Source organism: Flavobacterium cheongpyeongense (assembly GCF_003202435.1).
Taxonomy (GTDB): domain Bacteria; phylum Bacteroidota; class Bacteroidia; order Flavobacteriales; family Flavobacteriaceae; genus Flavobacterium; species Flavobacterium cheongpyeongense.
In genome coordinates this window covers 45,397-67,018 of sequence record NZ_QJHK01000012.1, presented here as the reverse complement: position 1 = coordinate 67,018, position 21,622 = coordinate 45,397, and the positions used below count along the sequence as shown (strand labels likewise).

General features: G+C 33.7%; 20 protein-coding genes. 11 read left to right on the top strand and 9 right to left on the bottom strand.

Going from position 1 to position 21,622, the window contains the following annotated elements; translation table 11 throughout:
* The 3 genes from DMB65_RS13905 to DMB65_RS13895 all read right to left on the bottom strand — a co-directional run bounded on the left by DMB65_RS13905 (position 1) and on the right by DMB65_RS13895 (position 5,351).
* On the bottom strand, positions 1 to 1,071 hold the full coding sequence (locus tag DMB65_RS13905; RefSeq protein ID WP_110307248.1) for a glycosyltransferase: 1,071 nt from the start codon (positions 1,069 to 1,071) through the stop codon (positions 1 to 3).
* A gap of 318 nt (positions 1,072 to 1,389) precedes the next feature.
* A complete protein-coding gene (locus DMB65_RS13900; RefSeq protein WP_110307247.1) occupies positions 1,390 to 1,857 on the bottom strand; it encodes a hypothetical protein in 468 nt (155 codons plus the stop codon).
* A 62-nt stretch (positions 1,858 to 1,919) separates the two neighbouring features.
* Positions 1,920 to 5,351: a hypothetical protein gene (locus tag DMB65_RS13895; protein ID WP_110307246.1), complete on the bottom strand. Its 3,432-nt coding sequence runs from the start codon at positions 5,349 to 5,351 to the stop codon at positions 1,920 to 1,922.
* A gap of 188 nt (positions 5,352 to 5,539) precedes the next feature.
* Here DMB65_RS13895 and DMB65_RS13890 point away from each other — a divergent pair, with 188 nt between their 5' ends.
* Entirely contained in the window at positions 5,540 to 6,631 is a 1,092-nt protein-coding gene (locus tag DMB65_RS13890; protein WP_110307245.1) for a hypothetical protein, read from the top strand.
* 12 nt (positions 6,632 to 6,643) lie between these two features.
* Complete coding sequence (locus DMB65_RS13885; RefSeq protein WP_110307244.1) at positions 6,644 to 7,240, top strand: hypothetical protein; 597 nt, start codon at positions 6,644 to 6,646, stop codon at positions 7,238 to 7,240.
* Between the two features lie 658 nt (positions 7,241 to 7,898).
* On the opposite strand, the gene DMB65_RS13875 is transcribed toward DMB65_RS13885, so the two are convergent.
* Entirely contained in the window at positions 7,899 to 9,158 is a 1,260-nt protein-coding gene (locus tag DMB65_RS13875; RefSeq protein ID WP_110307242.1) for an aspartate kinase, read from the bottom strand.
* Positions 9,159 to 9,259: 101 nt separating this feature from the next.
* Positions 9,260 to 9,736: a GNAT family N-acetyltransferase gene (locus tag DMB65_RS13870; RefSeq protein WP_110307241.1), complete on the bottom strand. Its 477-nt coding sequence runs from the start codon at positions 9,734 to 9,736 to the stop codon at positions 9,260 to 9,262.
* 171 nt (positions 9,737 to 9,907) lie between these two features.
* Here DMB65_RS13870 and fbp point away from each other — a divergent pair, with 171 nt between their 5' ends.
* A complete protein-coding gene (gene fbp, locus DMB65_RS13865) occupies positions 9,908 to 10,915 on the top strand; it encodes a class 1 fructose-bisphosphatase (protein WP_110307240.1) in 1,008 nt (335 codons plus the stop codon).
* A gap of 136 nt (positions 10,916 to 11,051) precedes the next feature.
* On the opposite strand, the gene DMB65_RS13860 is transcribed toward fbp, so the two are convergent.
* Positions 11,052 to 11,483, bottom strand: coding sequence for a tellurite resistance TerB family protein (locus tag DMB65_RS13860; RefSeq protein ID WP_110307239.1), 432 nt, complete (start codon positions 11,481 to 11,483; stop codon positions 11,052 to 11,054).
* A 170-nt stretch (positions 11,484 to 11,653) separates the two neighbouring features.
* Here DMB65_RS13860 and DMB65_RS13855 point away from each other — a divergent pair, with 170 nt between their 5' ends.
* From DMB65_RS13855 to DMB65_RS13835, 5 genes are all read left to right on the top strand, one after another.
* On the top strand, positions 11,654 to 12,247 hold the full coding sequence (locus DMB65_RS13855; protein ID WP_110307238.1) for a HupE/UreJ family protein: 594 nt from the start codon (positions 11,654 to 11,656) through the stop codon (positions 12,245 to 12,247).
* A 4-nt stretch (positions 12,248 to 12,251) separates the two neighbouring features.
* Positions 12,252 to 12,683, top strand: coding sequence for a deoxycytidylate deaminase (locus DMB65_RS13850; RefSeq protein ID WP_110307237.1), 432 nt, complete (start codon positions 12,252 to 12,254; stop codon positions 12,681 to 12,683).
* Positions 12,683 to 14,260 carry a S41 family peptidase gene (locus tag DMB65_RS13845; RefSeq protein WP_110307236.1) on the top strand — a complete coding sequence of 526 codons (1,578 nt, stop codon included), beginning with the start codon at positions 12,683 to 12,685 and terminating at the stop codon, positions 14,258 to 14,260. The genes DMB65_RS13850 and DMB65_RS13845 overlap by 1 nt, the downstream gene beginning before the upstream one ends.
* 17 nt (positions 14,261 to 14,277) lie before the next feature.
* Positions 14,278 to 14,643, top strand: a complete 366-nt coding sequence (locus DMB65_RS13840) for a nuclear transport factor 2 family protein (protein ID WP_110307235.1) — start codon at positions 14,278 to 14,280, stop codon at positions 14,641 to 14,643.
* 81 nt (positions 14,644 to 14,724) lie between these two features.
* Positions 14,725 to 15,036 (top strand): hypothetical protein, encoded by a 312-nt coding sequence (locus tag DMB65_RS13835; protein ID WP_110307234.1) that lies wholly within the window; start codon positions 14,725 to 14,727, stop codon positions 15,034 to 15,036.
* A gap of 122 nt (positions 15,037 to 15,158) precedes the next feature.
* Here the strand turns inward: DMB65_RS13835 and DMB65_RS13830 are convergent, their stop codons facing one another.
* The 3 genes from DMB65_RS13830 to DMB65_RS13820 form a co-directional block, all read right to left on the bottom strand.
* Positions 15,159 to 15,764 carry an FAD-dependent oxidoreductase gene (locus DMB65_RS13830; protein WP_110307233.1) on the bottom strand — a complete coding sequence of 202 codons (606 nt, stop codon included), beginning with the start codon at positions 15,762 to 15,764 and terminating at the stop codon, positions 15,159 to 15,161.
* Position 15,765: 1 nt separating this feature from the next.
* Complete coding sequence (locus tag DMB65_RS13825; RefSeq protein WP_110307232.1) at positions 15,766 to 15,966, bottom strand: hypothetical protein; 201 nt, start codon at positions 15,964 to 15,966, stop codon at positions 15,766 to 15,768.
* Positions 15,967 to 16,052: 86 nt separating this feature from the next.
* Positions 16,053 to 16,631 carry a MarC family protein gene (locus DMB65_RS13820; protein WP_110307231.1) on the bottom strand — a complete coding sequence of 193 codons (579 nt, stop codon included), beginning with the start codon at positions 16,629 to 16,631 and terminating at the stop codon, positions 16,053 to 16,055.
* A gap of 305 nt (positions 16,632 to 16,936) precedes the next feature.
* Here DMB65_RS13820 and DMB65_RS13815 point away from each other — a divergent pair, with 305 nt between their 5' ends.
* The 3 genes from DMB65_RS13815 to DMB65_RS13805 all read left to right on the top strand — a co-directional run bounded on the left by DMB65_RS13815 (position 16,937) and on the right by DMB65_RS13805 (position 21,508).
* Positions 16,937 to 17,506: a DUF3109 family protein gene (locus DMB65_RS13815; RefSeq protein WP_110307230.1), complete on the top strand. Its 570-nt coding sequence runs from the start codon at positions 16,937 to 16,939 to the stop codon at positions 17,504 to 17,506.
* A gap of 345 nt (positions 17,507 to 17,851) precedes the next feature.
* Positions 17,852 to 18,829, top strand: a complete 978-nt coding sequence (locus tag DMB65_RS13810) for a ribonucleotide-diphosphate reductase subunit beta (protein ID WP_110307229.1) — start codon at positions 17,852 to 17,854, stop codon at positions 18,827 to 18,829.
* Between the two features lie 288 nt (positions 18,830 to 19,117).
* Positions 19,118 to 21,508: a ribonucleoside-diphosphate reductase subunit alpha gene (locus tag DMB65_RS13805; RefSeq protein ID WP_110307228.1), complete on the top strand. Its 2,391-nt coding sequence runs from the start codon at positions 19,118 to 19,120 to the stop codon at positions 21,506 to 21,508.
* The last annotated feature ends 114 nt before the right edge of the window (positions 21,509 to 21,622 follow it).

Here is a 21,622-nt window from a genome sequence, read left to right as displayed (position 1 = left end):
TTATTTTTCAAAAACAGAAAATAGCGAATCCCAGTCGATATTGTTATTAAATTGCGACAAACCTTTAAACGATTTTACTTTTGAAAGATCTTCAATCGTAAAGTCGTTTTGCGTTGCATAAGGTACTAATTGTTCATTTTGAAGTTTTACCGCTAAATATTCCTGCTCATATTGACCTGGAGTAGGTATAAAAAATGCTTTTTTTCCTAATTTCGCCAAATCCATGACAGTAGTATAACCCGATCGGCATAAAATCAAATCACTTTCGTTAAAAGTTTGTTCCAGCTGTTTGGTATTCATGAAATTGTAATATGTCACGTTTTTGATCTGCTGTTTGGTTTGTGTTTTTTCGACAACGCCTTTCACAAAAACAACTTCACCTCTATAGCGTACAACTTCTTTTTGTAATTTCTCTTCCAGCATAGTACGTTGCGGTTCCGGACCAGACAAGATAATCATTAAATCATATTGTTTTGAAGCTTCTTTTTGGCGAATTCTGCTCAAAGGACCAATGTATTTCAGATTTAATGCATTGTTCTTCAGGTGTCCCAGTTCACCTGTTAAATTTGGGGTTCCATCTGTATCCGGAATCCAGCATTCATTATATTTTTTTATAAAATACTGGTGGCATTTACTGGTAAATTTTGTGGTATTTCCAGTCATTACATTCAGTTGATGCGTGATAAACACAGAAGGTACCTTTTTACTGAAAACTCCTAGTCGGTTATCTGAAATAATACCGTCAATATCATATTTTTTAATCCAGGAATTCACTATTTTTTTTTCATCTAAGATTGCGGTAATCATTTTAGGGAGACTTTTAATCAGTTTCCACTTAAAATTTTTGCCATTTTTAGCATATTCAATATGATAAGAAGGCAGTTCTAAAGTTTGAATGTATGGGAATTCTTTTTGTAATAGCGCCAATGCGATTCCGTCTGAAGCAATTATGGGTATATAATTGTTATCCTGTAATGCCTTAATAATTGGTATACATCGTGTTGCATGACCCAATCCCCAGTTTAAAGGAGTTATTAAAATAGTTTTATTGGCAGTATATTCGATGCTCATATTCGGCGATTTTTCAAACGAAGATAAAAAAAACCTCTTTTTTTGTTATTTCGCATACATTACTAAATTATTAACTCTGGTGATAAAATTCAAAATTCAGTAAAATTAAATTTTATACCTTTAACTTTTGCCGTGATAATACCGCTTATAGGTTTCATATTGCCGAATAAAATTAGCCTGTTTTCATATTATAAGGGTATTAAAACCAGAAAATTTCCGAACTGTTAAATAATTATAATTGGTATCATTTCTTAAATGTAAACTAAAAAGCCCGGGTCTCTCAATAGAAACCCGGACTTTTTGGTAAGACAGAAAGTTTTAATCCTGAATATAGGTTTTGTTTCCGTTTTTATTGATGTAGTATTTTCCGCCTTTTGGTCCGGTATAGACTTTTTTGCCATTATACTCCCCTGTTACTTTATCGGCAACTTTTGGTGCTTTTTCGTTTGTTTCTTTTATTTTTTTTGTACTGGTTTTTTTAGTTGAGGTTGCGTCTTTTTTAACGGCTTTGGCTTTTGCATCCGTTTTGGCTTCTGTTTTTTTTATGTCAGCTTTTGTACTTTCTGTTTTTGCTTCTTTAGCTTTTTCAGCATCAGTCTTAGCTTTTTTCGATGCATCAGTAGCTTTCTTTGCTTCTTTTTTTACATCAGTTGCAGCTTTATCTGCTTTAGCTTTTTTCTTTTTAGCAGCCGTCTCGCTTTTGGCTTTCTTGGTTTTTGTTGTTTCCTGTGCGTAAAAATTACCAGATAAAACAATCATAAGGCAAAGCAATAATAATTTTTTCATAGTTTCAAAGGTTAAAATTTTAATTAAAAATAATCAATTTAGGGTTACGATTTTAGAATGTGTTAAAAATAAGCTCTTAACTGAATATTTCCTGTATGAACAGTAACTCCGGTTTCGCTTTTTCGTCCCTGATAATTCAGGTTAACATCGAGAAACTGGGTTATGTTTTTCTGTAACAGTAATTTCCAGACTAAATTCTGTCCTGCCTGAAGCCCTTCCAGCATTTGAAAACCTACAGATGAAAATTCATCTCCCATAAATTTGTTTTCATAAAACGAGAATTCTCCATTTACCGTCACTTTTTTATCTCCGGCATACGAAAACGAAGTTCCCAGGCGGTTTTGGGTTAAAGTTTCCAAATTTCCAATTTGGTTTTCCTTCTTTTGTACTTCGTAAAAGATATCCAGACTTGTGTTTTTCGAAAACAAATATCCTATTTTCGGAGCAATCTGATAACCTGTTAAGTCATAATTTTTAGCTGTAAAATCTTCAGAGGTTAAGGAGGTCTTGATCGTTTTGGAGAATAAATTTAACAACCAGCTTTTTTGGTATAAATGTGTGTATTGCAATTGATGCGAATTGTTTTTTACAGATTGTGAACCAATAGTAAGCAGGTTCTTTCCGTCATTAATGAGAAAAGAATATGTGACAGAATGTTTCTGCTTGCCTCGGTTATAAAACAAACTGTTTCTAAAACTCGAATTTAATCCTAATATATTTTCTCCGGAAGTGCTAAAAGGGTTCAATTCAAAATTATCTCCGTCACTTTTCGCTTTTTTGTCCAGAATAAACGATGTTTGGTTGTAAAAATAGGAAACTATTTTTTTGAAGCCTTTTTTATTCTGCCATTGCAAAGGATTTATCGTAAGGGACTGTGAAAATTTATTCTGATTGGTTTTGATATAGACCCGATTGGGTAAAAATATTCTAACGAATTTTGCCTGATCCGGAAAAGGCGCAATTTCAAATTCATCCAGTTCCTTAATGTCATTATTGTTGTAATCGTTCCATGCATATATACCCTGACCTGCGGCAACTTCTACATAATTGTATTCTTGTTGTGCTATGGTCCCGGAACTTGTTTCATAAACGGTTCCGATTTGAAAAAACTGATTAAAAAAACGATCGTTGTACAAAATCCTTGAATTCAGTGAAGGTTCCCTTCGTCTGGAAGCGTCTGTAAAATCTAAATTTCGGTAACTGGCGTAAACGGCCAAATCTGTTTTTTTATTCTGAATCAGCTTAGATTTCAAAAAATAGGTTTGCGAATTGCTTACATGCTCTAATAATCCGTTTTGTAAACTGTCATTTTTTCTTCGCAAATAGCCCAGTTCTACAAAAACCTTAGTGCTGTCACCTCGTCCTGCAAAAACACCATATTCTGAAAATCGCTGACTAACTAGAGAAAATTGATGGGTAACTTTATCTTTTTCCTGATTGTCTTCAATTTGAAAATTGCCTCCAACCCAGTTTTTGCCAAAATGATATTTGGTTTTGCTCAGGTTTCTAATGAATTTTGAAGTCAAAGTTGTTGCATCAGAATTTAAAAAACTACCCTGATTTTCGATCGTCCAGTTTTTTAATTTGAAGAAAGCAGTTGTCGTGTGTCTGCTTCCTGTATAACTTTCGGTAAAATCTAATTTTTCGAACTGATAGGTAAACAAACCGATATTCGAAGTTTTTTTCTTCGAAAATAAGTCAAAATTTAAACCTGTCACCAACAGACTCTGATTACCTGAAAGTGTCGTGTTTAAATTCCAGTCACGGTTAAATTCAATATTGTACAAGCGTTCTACCGATTTAAAATTTTCATCTATAAATTGGTAATTAGCGAAAGCATCCAAGGTCCATTCTTTAGTAAAAAGACGTTTTTTAGTATTTAATTTCAAGGCAATCCCTTTATTGTTTCCGTCATCAATGTCCGAGAATAAATTCTGGTCATTGTTGCTGATGCCAATTTCAAAATCAACCAGTGTTTTTTCATCAGGATTGTATTTTCCTAAAAAAGTCGCTGCCTGAAGTTTCATCGGAGCTACTAATTGTACAATGGGCTCGTAATTTCCCTGAAGAATTCCGTTTACCGGTGCAATATATTCATAGATCCGCTCAACAGAATTGGTGTTTTGTATCACATAATTTCCGGAATTGGTTCCCACAAGACTAAACTTTACACTGTACAAAACATCGTCGGGATTATTCGAGTATTGGTAAATTTCAACAGCGTTCTCAATTGTTTTTTTGTACAAAATTTTCTTCTCGGAATAAGTGTCTTCATAAGCTGATGGTGCTTTCATCAAAGTGCTGTTATCTCCGGCTCCATTTAAAATCTGAACCTGCTCTTGAGAAAGATTTTGTTGCAAAGGCTGGTTTTTTAAATCATTTTCAGAATATAAATAACCGGCAAAACTCCATTTTTTATTGTCATGAGAAGCTCCTGCATACGTTACCATCCGGTTATAATTTCTATCTGAATATTGGTATTCAATGTTAATTCGCATTTCAGAAGTAATGGTGAAAAGCGATGTAAAAACAATTTCGCCTGCGTTATAGTCAATTACGTAATCATTGTTTTCGCCTCTTTTCAGCAAAATACCATTCACATATACACGTTCAGATCCTGAAATAACCAAAACATACAATTCGCCATTTTGTCCTTTTAGTTTATAAGGTCCCTGATTTCCTTCTTGTCCTGTAAAAGTACTTTTGGCATATTGCCCTTTGGCGAAAGCCACTGATGCAAAAACATTGGTTTTATTGTCCTCTCCGCCAAAATCAAAACTGGCCGAAAGTCCCTGAACTTTTTTGTTAAAACTTAAAAATTGAGTTTTTCGGTTTTCTAAAAATACATCTCCGGCTCTGATATTCCAGTCATCACTGAATAATTCCATAAAAATATTGTCGAACTGATCCAGTTTTTGTGAGTAACCGCCTTCCTGTAAAGGAATATTATTGTCCTGAAGCGAGGCTCTTAGGCTTACTTTGTCTGAAATTTTTCCTGTAATCTGAAGATCTAAATTGGAGTTTAAAACCGTATTCTGATTATTTCCAATGGTGACACCACGGGTAATACTTCCGGAGGTGTTTAAGCCATCAAACGGAGCGGCCTTTTTAGTGTTGGAATTGTCTATTTTGTATAATTTATCCGAACCAACATCATTGCTTACAATCTGACTGGAGTTGTAAAGGCTATATTCTTTCGTCAAAAAATCAGGGTATTTTAAGTAATTGACAATTAAAGTATCTGTTTGTAAAGTGAATTTTTCGTTTAATAGAAGATTCCCTTTTTGGAAATTAATTTTATAAAAAGAAGAATCAATAGGTTCATTTTTAGAATTTAAAAGCTGAAAAAAACCGGAATTAATACTCACATTTTCCAGATGAATCGTATCTCTTGTGACTGCTATTTTTTTGGTTTTATAGAGCAAATCTGTTTCCTGGGCCTGAAGTCCGGAACAATAAACAAAAGCCATTAAAAGCAGTAATTTTTTTAGCATAAATACTTTAACTCTAAAAAGCCAAAAGTAGTATTTATAATTGGGAATATAAGAAATGGGATTTTGGGTATAATTAACTAATATTTCTGTTTTCAATTTTTTTATTTTAAAAAGATCACTTTTTGTAAAATGTTTCTTTTTTATATTTTTATAAGTTTTTATTTGTTATATTTAAAAACCTTAAGAAAATGAAAAATTTATTACTTTATTTATTTGCATTGTTTGCTTTTCTTGAATCTTGTAGTACTGAGGAAGCTGTAAAAAACGAGCAAAATTTAGCCGTCACTGAAACAAATAAATGGTTTGAGGAAAGTGGCGTCAATATTCCTATTTTACACTATACTAAATCAATTAAATGGGAAGATGCTATAGTTTCAAAAAATGAGTTTGAAACAATAATTGAAGTACCTCTCTTGTTAAATGAAAAGTTAAAAGTTCAAAACGGAGTTGGACAAACATATATGCGCTTATTATTTACTAAAAACAAAGAAAGTAAATTTCAAGTGTATCAACTTGTATTATCGACATCGAAAGAGTTTGATAATGGTGATAAAAATCTTAGTTTTGAGGGATTGCTTCGATCATTTGAAGGAAACATAAATTTAGTAAATACAAAGGGAGAAGTTGTTGATCCAGTAACAAAAATATCTAAAAAACATTCATCAAATCCCACTGGAAGAGAAGAGCAAACTTGTACGTATTTGATTGAAATGTATGACGACGGTTCATATGATTTAATTGAAAAGCTATTTTGTGGTGGTGCTGGTGGTGGTACTGGTACAAGTGGGGTACCTCCAAAAACTGGTGGTGCTGGAGGAGGTGGAGGAACATCTACTGAAGAAACTGCACCTCCTAGTTGTGAAAGTTTTAATTTCACCTCTAAAGAGGGAGCTAATTGGCAAGAAGCTGTGGTTAAAAATATAAATTTTAGAATTGTTATTCTTGATAATAAAGGCATCAGAGTTAGCCATTATGTGTCTTTTCCTCAAGGAGTACTTTTCGGTATGGCAATTAATTTTCATAAAGGTAATGGTGACGTGACTCCAGGAGCAGCTGCAACTGTTTCTGCAATGGTTCTTAATAAAGTTATGGATGCTATGGACAAAAAGTATGCATTAAAAAATGTTAGTGATATGATTTTGCATACAGAATTTCAAACATTATTGAAAGCCGAGTATAGGACTTATACTAATGGGGGTACAGTAAATTTTAATACTACATCAACGCTTCCAGCCACAAATTATAAAACAAATCGAAGTGAAACAGGAATTTGTGATTAAAATTTAATAATTATGATAAACAATGTTTTATTGAAGTTTACGCATCTTTATTATCCTAAGAATATATGTCCTTGGAATGAGAAAGAAAAATATAGACAAACTGTAGAATATAAAAGGTTACAATCTACAATTGATTATTTCAATTCGGACGAAAATCTAATTATACGCGATCACATAAAGAAAGTATTTGTGAATGATGAAATTTTAAAGGATTTTGAAGACTTTTCAAGATTAGATTCTAATAACGATAGGTGTTACACTTTTTTTTTAAATATTTTTGAAGAAGGCGAATTGTACTCAATTACTTTGTACATAAGTGTTTTAATTCCTTATTATGTAATTAGAAAAGATTGGCATTCACCTGAACCCTTTTTTTCTAAATCACGAGTTGAAGAATTAGAGAAAGAGAAATTTGACAAAAGAACAAGTGATGAACTTATTACCGATATTGAAAAAATTGTAGAAGAGAAACTTTTGTATAAAAAATTTCCATCATCATTGATGAATAATTTAATCAGTGACATAAGTTTCGGTGACATCCATTTAGGATATTTTACAATGTTTAATGCATTTTTTAATAATAACAGAACAAATGAAAACAATAATTAAATACTATTTAATATTTACAACAATCTGTATTTTATTTACTATCTATTTTTTCTTTAGTAATGATTATTTTTATCGTTATCCTTATTATGATACTTACTACCACATAAATTATTTTTATTTCAGTTTACTGTTTTTATTAATTGGTAGTTTGGTTTTTTTAATGCTTTTTTTTCTAAATAGGAAATATAGAAAATAGTTACAAACTCTAATTTTCGATTTGAGTTTTTTATAATAGTAGAAATGTCATTTACAATGCTGAGTATTTATAAAGAAAGTAATACAGCAACAATATTTGTTAGAAATTTACGTTAAAAAAATATTAAATAATAAAAAAAACTTAAAAAAGAGGCTGTCCTTACTTTTCGGAAAGCCTCTGGTTTATTGTCCAGTCAAATTCTTTGACTTTTTTTGGGCAGAAATAATCTTAGATCTTTTCGGTTGTAATAAAACATTCCCAGGCTCAATTGTCCGGATCATGATGCCATCTGTTTTTGGTTTCTTCAGAAGGAGCGTTATAATTCATAATTTGGAAAATTAGAAATGAATACTTGATTTAGAGTGAATTTAAGTTTTTTTAACAGATGAAATTCATTTTATTAACAAAAAAAAGCCTCACTTAAGTGAAGCCTTTGTAGAATTAATAATTAACTGTAAAATATTAATTGAGTTCTTTAGTAACAATCTGCATTGTTTCACGGCTTACTTGTTTTAGTAAAACTTCTTTATTTTCTACAACAGTTTCTGCAGCCTGTTCGTTAAAGTGACGAATGGTATACAATGTTACATTTTCGTTATAATCTACTTTGAATTTTTTAGAAAGGATGGCATTGAGTTCATTGAAGTTTCCAAATTTATCTTCTACACAAACAGAGAAACTAATCGCAGAGTTCTGAATCAAATTTACTTTTAATTTAAATTGATGAAATAATCCGAAAATTTCGCTGATATTTTCTTCCATAATAAAAGAGAAATCAATAGAAGAAAGCGAGATTAAAAGCTGCTCTCTTTTTACAATAAAACATGGCAGGTAAGGCTCTAAATCTACTCCTTTAGAAACACAGGTTCCTTTTAATAACGGATTAACAAATGATTTTACGTATAATGGAATTTCTTTTTTCTGTAAAGGCTGTAATGTTTTCGGGTGTATAACGGTCGCTCCGTAAAAAGCCAGTTCAATTGCTTCACGATATGAAATCTGGTTTAACAAACTTGCATTCTCAAAATATCTTGGGTCGGCATTCATAACTCCGGGTACATCTTTCCAGATTGTAACACTTTCTGCATTTAGACAATAAGCAAAAATTCCGGCAGTATAATCAGAACCTTCACGGCCTAAAGTCGTGGTAAAATTGTTTTCATCAGCACCTAGAAATCCTTGCGTGATGTTTAATATTTTGCGAGGCACATTTTTGCTGATATTTTGCTGGGTAGTTTCCCAGTCTACTTCGGCATCTCTGTAATTTGCATTTGTTTTAATGAAGTTACGAACATCAAGCCATTGTGTCTGAATGCCCATAAAATTCATAAAATGACTTAAGATATTGGTCGAAATTAATTCACCAAAGCTTACAATCTGATCGTAAACGAAATTGTAATTCGGGGATTTGTTATGTGCTAAAAAATATTCTAATTCTGAAAACTGCTCATTAACAGCTGCAAAAACGGCATGTTTTTCATCTGCAAATAAATCCAGTAATATTTGATTGTGATATTTTTTTATCTCTTGTACAGAAGAAGTAAGTTCTGCCGATTTATCAAAATAGTTTTTAATAACGACCTCCAATGCATTTGTGGTTTTACCCATAGCCGAAACGACCAAAATCACATCTTCATACCCAACTTTTTGTAAAACGTCATAAACGTTTTTAATTCCTTCAGCATCTTTTACCGATGCACCACCAAATTTAAATACTCTCATCTTTAATTTGTATTGTTGAGACCCACTGCAGTGCGTCTCTGTCCTTTTTTTAAAATTTTAATATTTGACAGGAGCACTCCTTATTATCCTGTCGCTTTTGTTTAATTAATTTTTTCTAAGTACGAATTAATTCCTGCTTCATCCATTTGGACTACCCTCCATTCTTCGATAACTCTTGCGCCTGAGTTTTCGTAGAAATTTACGGCAGGAGTATTCCAGTTGAGAACATTCCATTCGATTCTTCGAACATTATCTTTTTTTCCCTGTTTCATTATTTCAGAATAAAGTGCAGATCCTAAACCGCTGCCCCTCATTTTTTCTTTTACAATTAAATCCTCCAGATGAATTGTTTTTCCTTTCCAGGTAGAATATCGGTAATAATACAAAGCTATGCCAACAATCTCTTTTTCAACCTCTGCAACAAAAACATGAAACAGTGGTTGTTCGCCAAAACCATCACGTATTAAATCTTTTTCGGTTATTAAAACGGCATCCGGCTCTTTTTCGAATATCGCAAGCTCCTGAATCAGTGCTAAAACTGATTTCATGTCTTCAGGTTTTCCTTTTCTAATATCCATAATTCATATTTTTAACCTGCTATTATCTAATTAAGTATTTTTTTAAATGAAACTTTTTGCCTTTCATTAGCAAATATACAATAGTAGCAAACTAACGAAATAATTTTTGAATCATTCTCACAAAAAAAGCGATATTTGTGACTTATAATTAAAAACTACAACGATATAGCAATGGAAGAACGCAATAAAACACTGGGAGAGTTTATTATTGAGAACCAAAAAGCATTTCAGTATTCATCCGGAGAACTGTCCCGGATCATTAACTCTATACGTTTGGCGGCCAAGGTCGTAAACTATAAAGTAAACAAAGCTGGATTAGTGGATATAATTGGCGCAGTAGGCGAGCAAAATATCCAGGGAGAAGAACAGCAAAAATTAGATGTCTATGCCAACGAAGTATTTATCCAGACGTTAATAAACCGTGAGATTGTCTGTGGAATAGCTTCTGAAGAAAACGACGAATATATTACTGTCAAGGGGAGCGACAACAGTAATAATAATAAGTACGTGATCTTAATGGATCCTCTTGACGGATCCTCCAATATTGAAGTGAATGTTTCTTTGGGGACTATTTTTTCTGTTTTCAGAAGAATAACACCAATCGGAACTCCGGTAACAAGCGAGGATTTTTTACAGCCCGGAGTTAATCAGGTAGCTGCTGGTTATGTAATTTACGGCACTTCAACCATGTTAGTTTATACAACGGGTCATGGCGTAAACGGATTTACTTTGAATCCGGCTATTGGTACCTTTTACTTATCGCATCCAAACATGCAATTTCCGAAAGACGGGAACATTTATTCGGTAAACGAAGGGAATTATGTACATTTTCCGCAAGGGGTCAAAAATTACATCAAATATTGTCAGCGCGAAGAAGAAGACAGGCCTTATACTTCAAGATATATTGGAAGTTTAGTTTCTGATTTTCATCGAAATATGATTAAAGGAGGTATTTATCTCTATCCAACAAGCTCAAAAGCACCAAAAGGAAAATTGCGTTTGATGTATGAATGCAATCCAATGGCATTTATTGCAGAACAGGCGGGCGGAAAAGCATCAGACGGTTTTCGAAGAATCATGGAAATCCAGCCGACAGAACTGCATCAGCGGGTTCCTTTTTTCTGCGGAAGTGTTAATATGGTTGAAAAAGCCGAAGAGTTTATGGCTGAAGCGAAGTAGTCGCAGTCGCAGTTTTTTGGTCTCAGTTTGAACTTTAAAAAGCAAACCCGACAGTTTTTTAAACTTGTCGGGTTTATATTTGGTAATCGTTACAATTTTAAAAAGTAAACTGCGACTGTAAACTGAATACTGATTACTATTTATGCATATGCTGCATTTCGTAAACAAAAGTATCAGCATCTACCTTTTTGTCTACTAAAGATAATGCTTTTGCAATGATATAATTTACGTTACTAGGCGTAAATCCAAGCGCGATCCCTAATTTTCTTAACATAACCTCCTGTTTGTCTTCAAGGTGATGATCAACATGTACCATTCTGGTCAAATCGTATAAGCGCTCTAAACGCTGAACATGTAAGTAAGGTGGATTAATAGGGTATTTTAATGGATCGCTCAGAATTTCTTCGTACTCGGTTTCTGAAATCTCTAATTGTGCAGCAAGTTTGTCTAAGAAACTTTTTTCTTCAGGATGAAGTGTCCCGTCTGCCAATGCTACACGAACAATAGCTGAAAAGTGACCTTTATTTCTTTGTTTGAATTCGCTATCAAATAAATCTGAAAATGACATAATTATAGGGTTTTTATAGGGCAAAGATATATTTTATTTTAAATTATTAATTTTAAAGTTCTCATAAAATTTAACTTATTTTTATCCGTTCTTTTAATAATGGGCTGTATTTAATTTTTCAAAATAAATCGTAAGTTTACAGACCCAAATCAATTAATATAAGTAGCCTCATGTCAGAATTTTGGATTTATTTTCAGATAGGCCTAAAGCATGTTTTAGATATTCATGCTTATGATCATGTATTGTTTTTAATCGCTTTAACAATTCCATATACTTTTAAGGACTGGAAACGGATTTTGTTGTTAGTAACTATGTTTACAGTTGGTCATACATTAGCTTTGCTGCTTTCTGTTTTTGGCATTATAGCTGTAAAAGCAAATATTGTAGAATTCTTAATTCCGATTACCATTTTGATAACTGCAGTTTTTCATCTTTTTACAGCCGGAAAATCCGCTAAAAATGAAAGTGTGAATCTGATTTTTTTTGTGACCTTGTTTTTTGGAATTATCCACGGACTTGGGTTCTCAAATTATTTTAAAACGATTTTAGGAGGGACAGCCTCTTCAAAATTAGTACCTTTATTAGAATTTGCTCTTGGAATCGAAGCGGCGCAGATAATAGTAGTTTTTGTGGTTTTAGTAATATCATATATCGTGCAGACTGTATTTCGTTTTTCAAAACGGGACTGGGCACTTGTAATGTCGGCTTTTATTATCGGGGTTGTAATTCCGATGATTGTAGAGAGCCCAATTTGGAACAGATAAATTAATGGATATAAAAAAATTAAATAAGTACGACAGGGCCTATTTGCGAATTGCCAAAGAATGGGGTTCATTGTCGTATTGCAAACGTAAGCAGGTAGGCGCTATAATTGTAAAAGACCGTATGATTATTTCTGATGGTTACAACGGTACACCATCCGGATTTGAAAATTGTTGCGAAGATGAACACGGATTAACCCGTTGGGATGTTTTGCATGCAGAAGCAAATGCGATTTTAAAAGTAGCCAGATCTACACAATCCTGTGAAGGTGCAACTTTGTATATTACACTTTCGCCATGTAAAGAATGTAGTAAACTCATACATCAGTCAGGAATAAAAAGAGTAGTATACCAAAATGGGTATCGCGATGACTCCGGAATCCAGTTTTTATTGAAAGCAGGTGTAGAGGTAGAACATATTCCTGTTTTAGAAGAATAATGAAATTCAATTCAAAATATCTGCCAATCGTTATCGGAGCAACCTTTGCTCTTGGAACTGTTCTCGGGAGCCATATGAATGCCCCTGTAGAAGATAGCCTTTTGGCTAAAAATTACTCTAAAACCAAGCTCAATAAACTGATTGATTTTATCAATAATGAGTATGTAGATAGTGTTAATACCGATTCGATTGTAAACCTGACAGTAGATAATATTTTATCAAAACTGGATCCGCATTCTATTTATATTCCGCCAAGTGAACAAGCAGAAGTTGCCGAAAGTATGAAAGGTGATTTTGTAGGTGTGGGAATTAATTTCTACATGTATAAAGATTCTGTCGCCATTATAAAACCTGTTGAAAACGGCCCTTCGGCGAAAGCCGGAATAAAATCAGGCGATCGGATATTATATGCCGGAAAAACCAAATTATACGGAAGAAAATTGACTTCTGATAGTCTCTTTTCTAAATTAAAAGGAACAAAAGGTTCTGAAATAGAATTGACCGTTTTTAGAAAATCGGAACAAAAGAAATTGAAGTTTAAAATCAAAAGGGATATTATTCCGCTAAAAAGTGTTGATGCATCTTTGTTGCTTGATAATAAAACCGGTTATATCAAAATAAACCGTTTTGCCGAAACGACCTATGATGAGTTTAAGTCCGGCCTGACAAGATTAAAACAAAAAGGAATCCAGGCTCTGGTAATAGATCTTCGTGATAATGGTGGTGGTTATATGGAAGAAGCTGTGGCTATTGCCGATGAGTTTTTGAAAGACAAACAGCTGATTGTTTTTACCAAAAATAAAAACGGTACTACAGAAAAAACATACGCAACAAAAAGCGGAAGTTTTGAAACCGGAAAAGTAACGGTTTTGATTAATGAAAATAGTGCTTCGGCAAGTGAGATTCTGGCCGGAGCTATTCAGGATAATGACCGCGGAACTATTGTAGGACGTCGTTCTTTTGGCAAAGGTTTGGTGCAACGTGAAATGGATTTTAACGACGGATCAGCTGTTCGATTGACAGTCGCGAGATATTATACGCCAACCGGAAGATCAATTCAAAAACCGTATACCAAAGGAAACGAAGAATATTATAAAGAATCCGAAGACAGAATAAAATCAGGAGAATTATACGCAAAAGACAGTATAAAAGTCGCTGATTCTTTAAAATTTAAAACTCCAAAAGGTAAAATAGTGTATGGTGGTGGCGGAATCGTTCCTGATGTTTTTGTGCCAATCGAAGCAGAACACGGAAACGAAAATGTAGCTTACTTGTTACAAACAGGAATTGTAGGTCATTTTGTTTTTGAAGAGTTGGATAAAAATCGAAATGCCTTTGCCGGACTTCATTTTAATGCCTTTTTGTATAAGATGAAAAAATCGGATACTTATTTTAAAAAATTTAAAGACTATATTTTTATGACAGGTCTGGATCTGAAATTAGATAAAACCAAAACTTTAGTCAATCGTTATATTACTGCCGAATTTGCCCGACAATTATACGGAGAACTGTATTATTATGATGTAATTCTGAAAGAAGATGCAATGATCAAAACGGTCTTGAATCCAAAGAAATAATTGTTTATTTTTTTTTAATGAAAACAGAAACAGTTGTAAACGCCGAAATAGAACTTTTGTCTGCTATTAAAAATGCTGATGTTACTGCCTTAGAAAAGCTGCTGCACGATGATTTGCTCTTCAATTTACCGGATGGTAATACCATTACAAAAGAATTCGATTTAAACTCATATCGTTCAGGTAAAATGAAAATCGATTCGCTTGAAGCTTCAGATCAAATTATAAATATAATGGGGCATGTAGCTGTGGTTGCAGTAACCGTTTTTTTAAAAGGAGCATTTGATAATAATCCTATAAATGGTGCTTTTCGTTATATCAGAGTTTGGAAACAATCTGACGACAGTTTAAAAGTAATAGCAGGCAGTTGTTTGGCATTGCATTAAATGATTTAATACTTCCTTAAAAATAGTATACAATAAAAGATTCCTTAATCTTTAAGAACTTTTTGAGAAAAAAAACATAAAATGAAAAATCTAATAAAAACAAGCTTTCTGTTCATTGTAATGACTTTTGCAATTTCATGCGCCTGTATGAAAGATAACAATACAGTTTCTGGAAAAGTTGAATCTATTGAGAATGGTAAGGACGGTTATACGGCTAAAATCAATACCGCTAAAAATGAACTTTATTTTGCAACAATCAGTATTGTTAATGTAGGCGGGCCGGAAAACTTCAAAAGATTTAAAGAAGGAGATGAGGTTTCGGTAAAAGGAGAAATCTGGAAATCAGAAAATGAAAACCATATTAAGGTAGCCAGGATTATTTCGGTTAAATAAATTTTAGAAACCTGAACAAAAAAATAAAACTATTAACAAATTAAGTTTATTAAGCATTTTTGCTAAATTCTCTTAATTTGTTAATGGTTTGTAATTTTATAAAGAAACTTATTTTTGAAATTTTATCGAATACTATCATGTGCATGGGTCTGCACGCCATTATTCCATAAAGTAAGTATATCTGTGGCGACAGCAGCTCCGCTTCCGGCAGCAATAGCCAACTGACTTCTCCAGCCTGCCAAAGTTCCAATTACATAAATTCCATCAGTTACTTTATGATCGTCGTTTTTAAGCTGGATACGCTGTTTTTCCGGTAAAGCTTTTTTGTGCGGTTCAATATATTGCATCAGGCCTTCGATGGCAAAAGTATTGGCAGAACCAATTCCGATAACGATATTTTTTGTCTGGTAAGAGTTTTTGTTAGTAATTACCCTAAATTCAGGATAAGTACCTTCAATTTTAATTACCTTTTCATTTGGGATTTGAGCAATGTGCGGATAGGTTTGAGCTAAATCCTGAGTACTTTCGGGTAATAAAGCTGAACCCAATTTGCCTGGTGTTATGCCGTAAGCATTGTAAAAAATGGCTTCCTGTAGAGAAGAACTTTTCTGGTGTGTAAAAATCCCGATTTTTTTATCGGTCACAAAAGCTTTGTTTTTAGCAGATCCTAAAACCAGTGCACATGATATACCTGAAACGCCTCCGCCAACAATTAAAACGTCAAACATATTATCTGCCGTTTGTTTTTTCTTCTATCTTTTTTGAAATCCTAAAAATCAACAGAATTAAAACGGCACAAGACGAAGCTGCTATTCCGATAAGAGCAACACCACTGTCTCCCTGAAAAGGATTTTTGAAGTCAAGCTGAGTGATATTAAAAACAATTAAAGCTAATGCCAAAAGCACTAAGATCGAAGTAAAGATTTTCATAAGGCTGTTTGTTTGTCTAAAATAATAAAGAATAGCTTTTGAGCTGTATTTTAGAATTTTATAGAACAAATTTATGAAAATATCCTTTAGACGAACAAACCTTTAACATTAGCTGCAAATAATTTAACAGCTATTGCCAGTAAAATTACCCCAAATGTCTTCCGCACTACACCCAGGCCATTTTCTCCTAATAAGTTTTCAATCTTTCGGGATGATTTTAAAACAATGTATACCAATATAATATTCAGTAAAATGGCAATGATAATATTAATGGTATGAAACTGTGATCGTAACGAAAGCAAGGTAGTCATTGTCCCTGCCCCGGCGATTAACGGAAACGCCAACGGAACGATAGATGCTGAACCGGGTTCTTCGTCACGATAAATGCGAATACCTAAAATCATTTCCAAAGCCAGAAAAAACAGTACAAAAGATCCTGCAACCGCAAATGAGTGAACATCAATACCTATAAGGTTCAGTAGGCCTTCTCCAACAAAAAGAAAAACGATCATAATTGCACCGGCAACAATCGAAGCTTTCTCAGATTCGATGTGTCCGACTTTTGCTCTCAGATTGACAATAATTGGAATTGATCCAACAATATCAATTACAGCAAAAAGTACCATACTAACGGTGACAATTTCTTTAAAGTCAATTTCTAACATATCATGTTGATTTTAAGTGCTTAAAAACTGGTGCAAAAGTAGATAATAAAGTTAGGTGTTTTTTCAATACGATGTATTTTTGTTATAAAAACACGTTTTTTGGTTTAAAAAAGAAATATTTATAACAAATAATGGTTTAGTCGCAAGGATTCGCAATGATTTATGCAAAGTTTGCAAGAGAGAAAACTCATAAAGTTTTGCGATTTTTGTGTAAACCTCTGGGTGGTTTGCGGTTAAATATTAGAGTGGTTTATCTACTTTCTTTAACTATCTTTGCACTTTATAAATTTCAGTATTTCATTATCATGTTTCAGTTAGGGAAAACCATTATTTCAGAAGATATTCTTGAAAAAGAATTTGTGTGCAACTTGTCAGCTTGTAAAGGGGCTTGCTGTGTAGACGGAGATGCCGGTGCACCTTTAAGCGAAGCAGAGACCAAAATAATGGAAGAGATTTATCCGAAAGTGAAACCTTTTTTGCGTAAAGAAGGAATTGCGGCAATTGAAGCACAGGGAACCTGGGTAAAAGGAACCGATGGAGATCTCGAAACACCGTTAATCGACAATAAAGATTGTGCATACGTTATTTTTGATGGTAAAACCGCTCTTTGCGGAATCGAACAAGCCTATAACCAGGGAATTGTGGACTGGAAAAAACCTGTTTCCTGTCATTTGTACCCAATCCGTGTAAAAGATTTTACAGAGTTTGCAGCTGTGAATTACGATAAATGGGATATTTGTGATGATGCCTGTTCTTTGGGTAAAGAATTAGAGGTTCCTGTGTATAAATTTGTCAAAGAAGCGCTTATTCGTCGCTTTGGTGAAGACTGGTATATGGAACTCGAAAAAGTCGCTGAAGAGCTAAAAAATAGTTGATAAAAGATATAAAAAAGACTTGATAATAACGTGTATTTTTTACACCTGTTTTAACTCAAAAAATAAAATTTTTAACTCAAAAAAAACTTTTTAAAACAATCTTAAATTCCTTGTTTCTTATTTTAAAAAGTCTATATTTTACGGGGCTTTAGGCGTAAACTTGTTTTTTAAATAACTGTTTTTCAGCTATTTATATATTGTCTGAAAAAGGTTTCAATTTTTATCTTTGTTAAAAACTACGCTCGATTGTGAATAAGTTTGGCTTTTATTTTTGGGTATAAATGACAACCTTTGTGATCGTTCTGAATAAGGGGAAATTCATTATAAAAATTAAACAAAAATACAATGTCACAAGTTGAACCAATTTTACAAGAAAACAAGAATCGTTTTGTTATTTTTCCAATTAAACATCATGATATTTGGGAATGGTATAAGAAAATGGAAGCTAGTTTCTGGACTGCCGAAGAAATCGATTTACACCAGGATTTGACAGATTGGAACAACAAATTAAGTGATGACGAAAGGTATTTTATCAAACACATTTTAGCATTCTTTGCTGCTTCTGACGGAATCGTAAATGAAAACCTTGCCGAGAATTTTGTAAATGAAGTTCAATATGCGGAAGCTAAATTTTTCTATGGCTTCCAGATTATGATGGAAAATATTCACAGTGAAACCTATTCTCTTTTAATTGATACCTACGTAAAAGATGAAGCAGAAAAAGCAGAATTATTTAATGCTTTGGAAGTTTTTCCTGCCATTGCCAAAAAAGGGGAATGGGCTTTAAAATGGATTGAGTCTGATTCGTTTGCTGAAAGACTGATTGCTTTTGCAGCAGTTGAAGGCATTTTCTTCTCAGGAGCTTTCTGTTCTATTTACTGGTTGAAAAAACGTGGTTTAATGCCAGGTTTGACTTTTTCTAATGAGTTGATTTCTCGCGATGAAGGTGTACATTGTGATTTTGCGGTGCACTTGCATAATCATCATTTAATAAACAAAGTCCCAAAAGAAAGAATCAAAGAAATCATTGTTGATGCTTTAAATATCGAAAGAGAATTTGTAACAGAATCTCTTCCGGTAAGTTTGATTGGAATGAATGCAACTTTGATGACGCAATATTTAGAGTTTGTTGCAGACAGATTATTAGTAGAATTAGGCTGCGAGCGTGTATATGGATCAGCAAATCCGTTTGATTTCATGGACATGATCTCTCTTCAGGGGAAAACCAATTTCTTTGAAAAACGTGTTGCCGAATATCAAAAATCAGGTGTAATGAATACAGACAGTGATGCGCAGAAGATTTCGTTTGATGCAGATTTTTAGAGCAAACTGTATTTTAGTGGTTACCACGAACACTAACAGACAATAAAATTAAGAAACAAAAGTTTCTATTAATATAGAATTTTTTAAGATTGGATCTCATTCCCAAATCGAAGATCCAGTTTCATTTTTACGTTTTTTTCATCTGTATTTTAGATTGAAGAACAGACAACCATGGGGATTTTACAATTCTCAGAAAAAATAAATAATTTAAAACACACAATGTTTAAGTCCCGGAATTTGTTTTCCGGTGTCTTTCATTTTTTCAATAACTATTAAAAAAGTAAGCTTATGTATGTAGTAAAAAGAGATGGCCACAAAGAGCCTGTAATGTTTGATAAGATTACAGAAAGAATCAAAAAATTGTGTTACGGGCTTAATGAACTTGTTGATCCTGTTAAGGTAGCTATGCGCGTTATTGAAGGATTGTATGACGGAGTTTCTACATCTGAATTAGATAATCTTGCAGCAGAAACAGCAGCTTCTATGACTATTGCACATCCTGATTATGCACAATTAGCAGCTCGTGTGGCAATTTCAAACCTGCATTCAAATACTAAAAAATCGTTCTCAGAAACGATGAAAGATATGTATCACTACGTAAATCCAAGAAATGGTCAGGATGCACCATTAATTTCGGATGAAGTATATAAAGTAATTCAGGAAAACGCGGCTTTCTTAGATTCTCATATCATTTACACAAGAGATTTTAATTACGATTACTTCGGTTTCAAAACTTTAGAGCGTTCTTATCTTCTTAAAATAAACGGAAAAATTGTTGAGCGCCCACAACACATGTTAATGCGTGTTTCTGTTGGAATCCATTTAGACGATTTAAAATCGGTTATTGAAACGTACGATTTAATGTCTAAAAAGTATTTCACGCATGCGACACCAACATTGTTCAATGCCGGAACCCCGAAACCACAAATGTCTTCCTGCTTCCTTTTGGCTATGCAGGATGATAGTATAGATGGTATTTACGATACATTAAAACAAACAGCAAAAATTTCCCAGTCAGCCGGAGGAATTGGTCTTTCTATTCATAACGTTCGTGCTACAGGATCGTACATTCGTGGTACAAACGGAACTTCAAACGGAATCGTACCAATGTTAAGAGTATTCAACGATACGGCTCGTTACGTAGATCAGGGTGGTGGAAAACGTAAAGGTAGTTTTGCGATTTACATCGAAACCTGGCATGCTGACATTTTCGATTTCTTAGATTTAAAGAAAAATACAGGAAAAGAAGAAATGCGTGCAAGAGATTTATTCTTCGCCATGTGGACATCCGATTTGTTTATGAAACGTGTTCAGGAAGATGGGGCGTGGACCTTAATGTGTCCAAATGAATGCCCGGGACTTTATGATGTTTACGGTGAAGAATTCGAAGCATTGTATACGGACTATGAATTCCAGGGAAAAGGAAGAAAAACAATCCGTGCCCGCGAATTATGGGAGAAAATTCTCGAATCTCAAATCGAGACCGGAACACCATATATGTTATACAAAGATGCAGCAAACCGTAAATCGAACCACAAAAATTTAGGAACCATCCGTTCTTCAAACTTGTGTACGGAGATTATGGAGTTTACCTCTAAAGATGAAATCGCAGTTTGTAACTTAGCTTCTATTTCGTTGCCAATGTTTATTGAAAACGGGAAATTCGATCACGAAGCCCTTTACAATGTTACCAAACGTGTAACCCGTAACCTGAATAAAGTAATTGATAGAAACTACTATCCGGTAAAAGAAGCAGAGAACTCTAACTTCCGTCATCGTCCGGTAGGATTAGGAGTGCAAGGTCTGGCTGATGCTTTTATCCTGTTGCGTATGCCATTTACAAGCGATGAAGCTAAAAAACTGAATCAGGAAATTTTCGAAACCTTATACTTTGCAGCCGTAACCGCTTCTATGGAAATGGCAAAAGAAGAAGGGCCATATTCTACATTTGAAGGTTCTCCAATGTCAAAAGGGGAATTCCAATACAATATGTGGGGAATGAAAGATGAAGAATTATCAGGCCGTTGGGACTGGGCATCTTTAAGAAAAGAAGTGGTAGAACATGGAGTTCGTAACTCATTGTTAGTAGCGCCAATGCCAACAGCTTCAACTTCTCAAATTCTTGGAAACAACGAAGCTTTCGAGCCTTATACTTCAAACATTTATACGCGTCGTGTATTGTCCGGAGAATTTATCGTAGTAAACAAACATTTATTGCATGATTTGGTAGAAAGAGGTTTGTGGAACGAAACATTGAAACAAGAAATCATGCGCCATAACGGATCGGTTCAAAATATTGATGTGATTCCGCAAGACTTAAAAGAATTGTACAAAACCGTTTGGGAAATGTCGATGAAAGACATAATCGATATGTCTCGCCAAAGAGGTTATTTTATTGACCAATCGCAATCATTGAACTTGTTCATGCAGGATGCCAACTATTCTAAACTAACGTCAATGCACTTTTACGCATGGCAGTCAGGTTTAAAAACCGGAATGTATTACCTAAGAACAAAATCTGCGGTTGATGCGATTAAGTTTACCTTAAACAACGACAAAAAACAAGAATCTCCAACTCTGGTTGCAGAAACCGAAGAAATCTCAGTTGAGGATTATAAAGCAATGCTTTTAAAAGCACAAGCCGCTGGTCCTGAAGATTGTGAGATGTGTGGGTCTTAATTTTTTAGAATAAAGAAGATAGAATAAAGAGAAAAGATTTATTCTGAGTAATAGAAAGCAGTTATTGTAATGATAGCTGCTTTTTTTTATTTCAATTTTTTATCCATAATCTTT

Bases quoted from the DNA above. Each gene is read 5' to 3' on its own strand.
- DMB65_RS13805 (WP_110307228.1), top strand. From the start codon at position 19,118: ATGTATGTAGTAAAAAGAGATGGCCACAAAGAGCCTGTAATGTTTGAT.
- DMB65_RS13840 (WP_110307235.1), top strand. From the start codon at position 14,278: ATGAAAACAGAAACAGTTGTAAACGCCGAAATAGAACTTTTGTCTGCT.
- DMB65_RS13820 (WP_110307231.1), bottom strand. From the start codon at position 16,631: ATGTTAGAAATTGACTTTAAAGAAATTGTCACCGTTAGTATGGTACTT.
- DMB65_RS13890 (WP_110307245.1), top strand. From the start codon at position 5,540: ATGAAAAATTTATTACTTTATTTATTTGCATTGTTTGCTTTTCTTGAA.
- DMB65_RS13895 (WP_110307246.1), bottom strand. From the start codon at position 5,351: ATGCTAAAAAAATTACTGCTTTTAATGGCTTTTGTTTATTGTTCCGGA.
- DMB65_RS13830 (WP_110307233.1), bottom strand. From the start codon at position 15,764: ATGTTTGACGTTTTAATTGTTGGCGGAGGCGTTTCAGGTATATCATGT.
- DMB65_RS13875 (WP_110307242.1), bottom strand. From the start codon at position 9,158: ATGAGAGTATTTAAATTTGGTGGTGCATCGGTAAAAGATGCTGAAGGA.
- DMB65_RS13815 (WP_110307230.1), top strand. From the start codon at position 16,937: ATGTTTCAGTTAGGGAAAACCATTATTTCAGAAGATATTCTTGAAAAA.
- DMB65_RS13825 (WP_110307232.1), bottom strand. From the start codon at position 15,966: ATGAAAATCTTTACTTCGATCTTAGTGCTTTTGGCATTAGCTTTAATT.
- DMB65_RS13900 (WP_110307247.1), bottom strand. From the start codon at position 1,857: ATGAAAAAATTATTATTGCTTTGCCTTATGATTGTTTTATCTGGTAAT.
- fbp (WP_110307240.1), top strand. From the start codon at position 9,908: ATGGAAGAACGCAATAAAACACTGGGAGAGTTTATTATTGAGAACCAA.
- DMB65_RS13855 (WP_110307238.1), top strand. From the start codon at position 11,654: ATGTCAGAATTTTGGATTTATTTTCAGATAGGCCTAAAGCATGTTTTA.
- DMB65_RS13810 (WP_110307229.1), top strand. From the start codon at position 17,852: ATGTCACAAGTTGAACCAATTTTACAAGAAAACAAGAATCGTTTTGTT.
- DMB65_RS13870 (WP_110307241.1), bottom strand. From the start codon at position 9,736: ATGGATATTAGAAAAGGAAAACCTGAAGACATGAAATCAGTTTTAGCA.
- DMB65_RS13885 (WP_110307244.1), top strand. From the start codon at position 6,644: ATGATAAACAATGTTTTATTGAAGTTTACGCATCTTTATTATCCTAAG.
- DMB65_RS13850 (WP_110307237.1), top strand. From the start codon at position 12,252: ATGGATATAAAAAAATTAAATAAGTACGACAGGGCCTATTTGCGAATT.
- DMB65_RS13905 (WP_110307248.1), bottom strand. From the start codon at position 1,071: ATGAGCATCGAATATACTGCCAATAAAACTATTTTAATAACTCCTTTA.
- DMB65_RS13845 (WP_110307236.1), top strand. From the start codon at position 12,683: ATGAAATTCAATTCAAAATATCTGCCAATCGTTATCGGAGCAACCTTT.
- DMB65_RS13860 (WP_110307239.1), bottom strand. From the start codon at position 11,483: ATGTCATTTTCAGATTTATTTGATAGCGAATTCAAACAAAGAAATAAA.
- DMB65_RS13835 (WP_110307234.1), top strand. From the start codon at position 14,725: ATGAAAAATCTAATAAAAACAAGCTTTCTGTTCATTGTAATGACTTTT.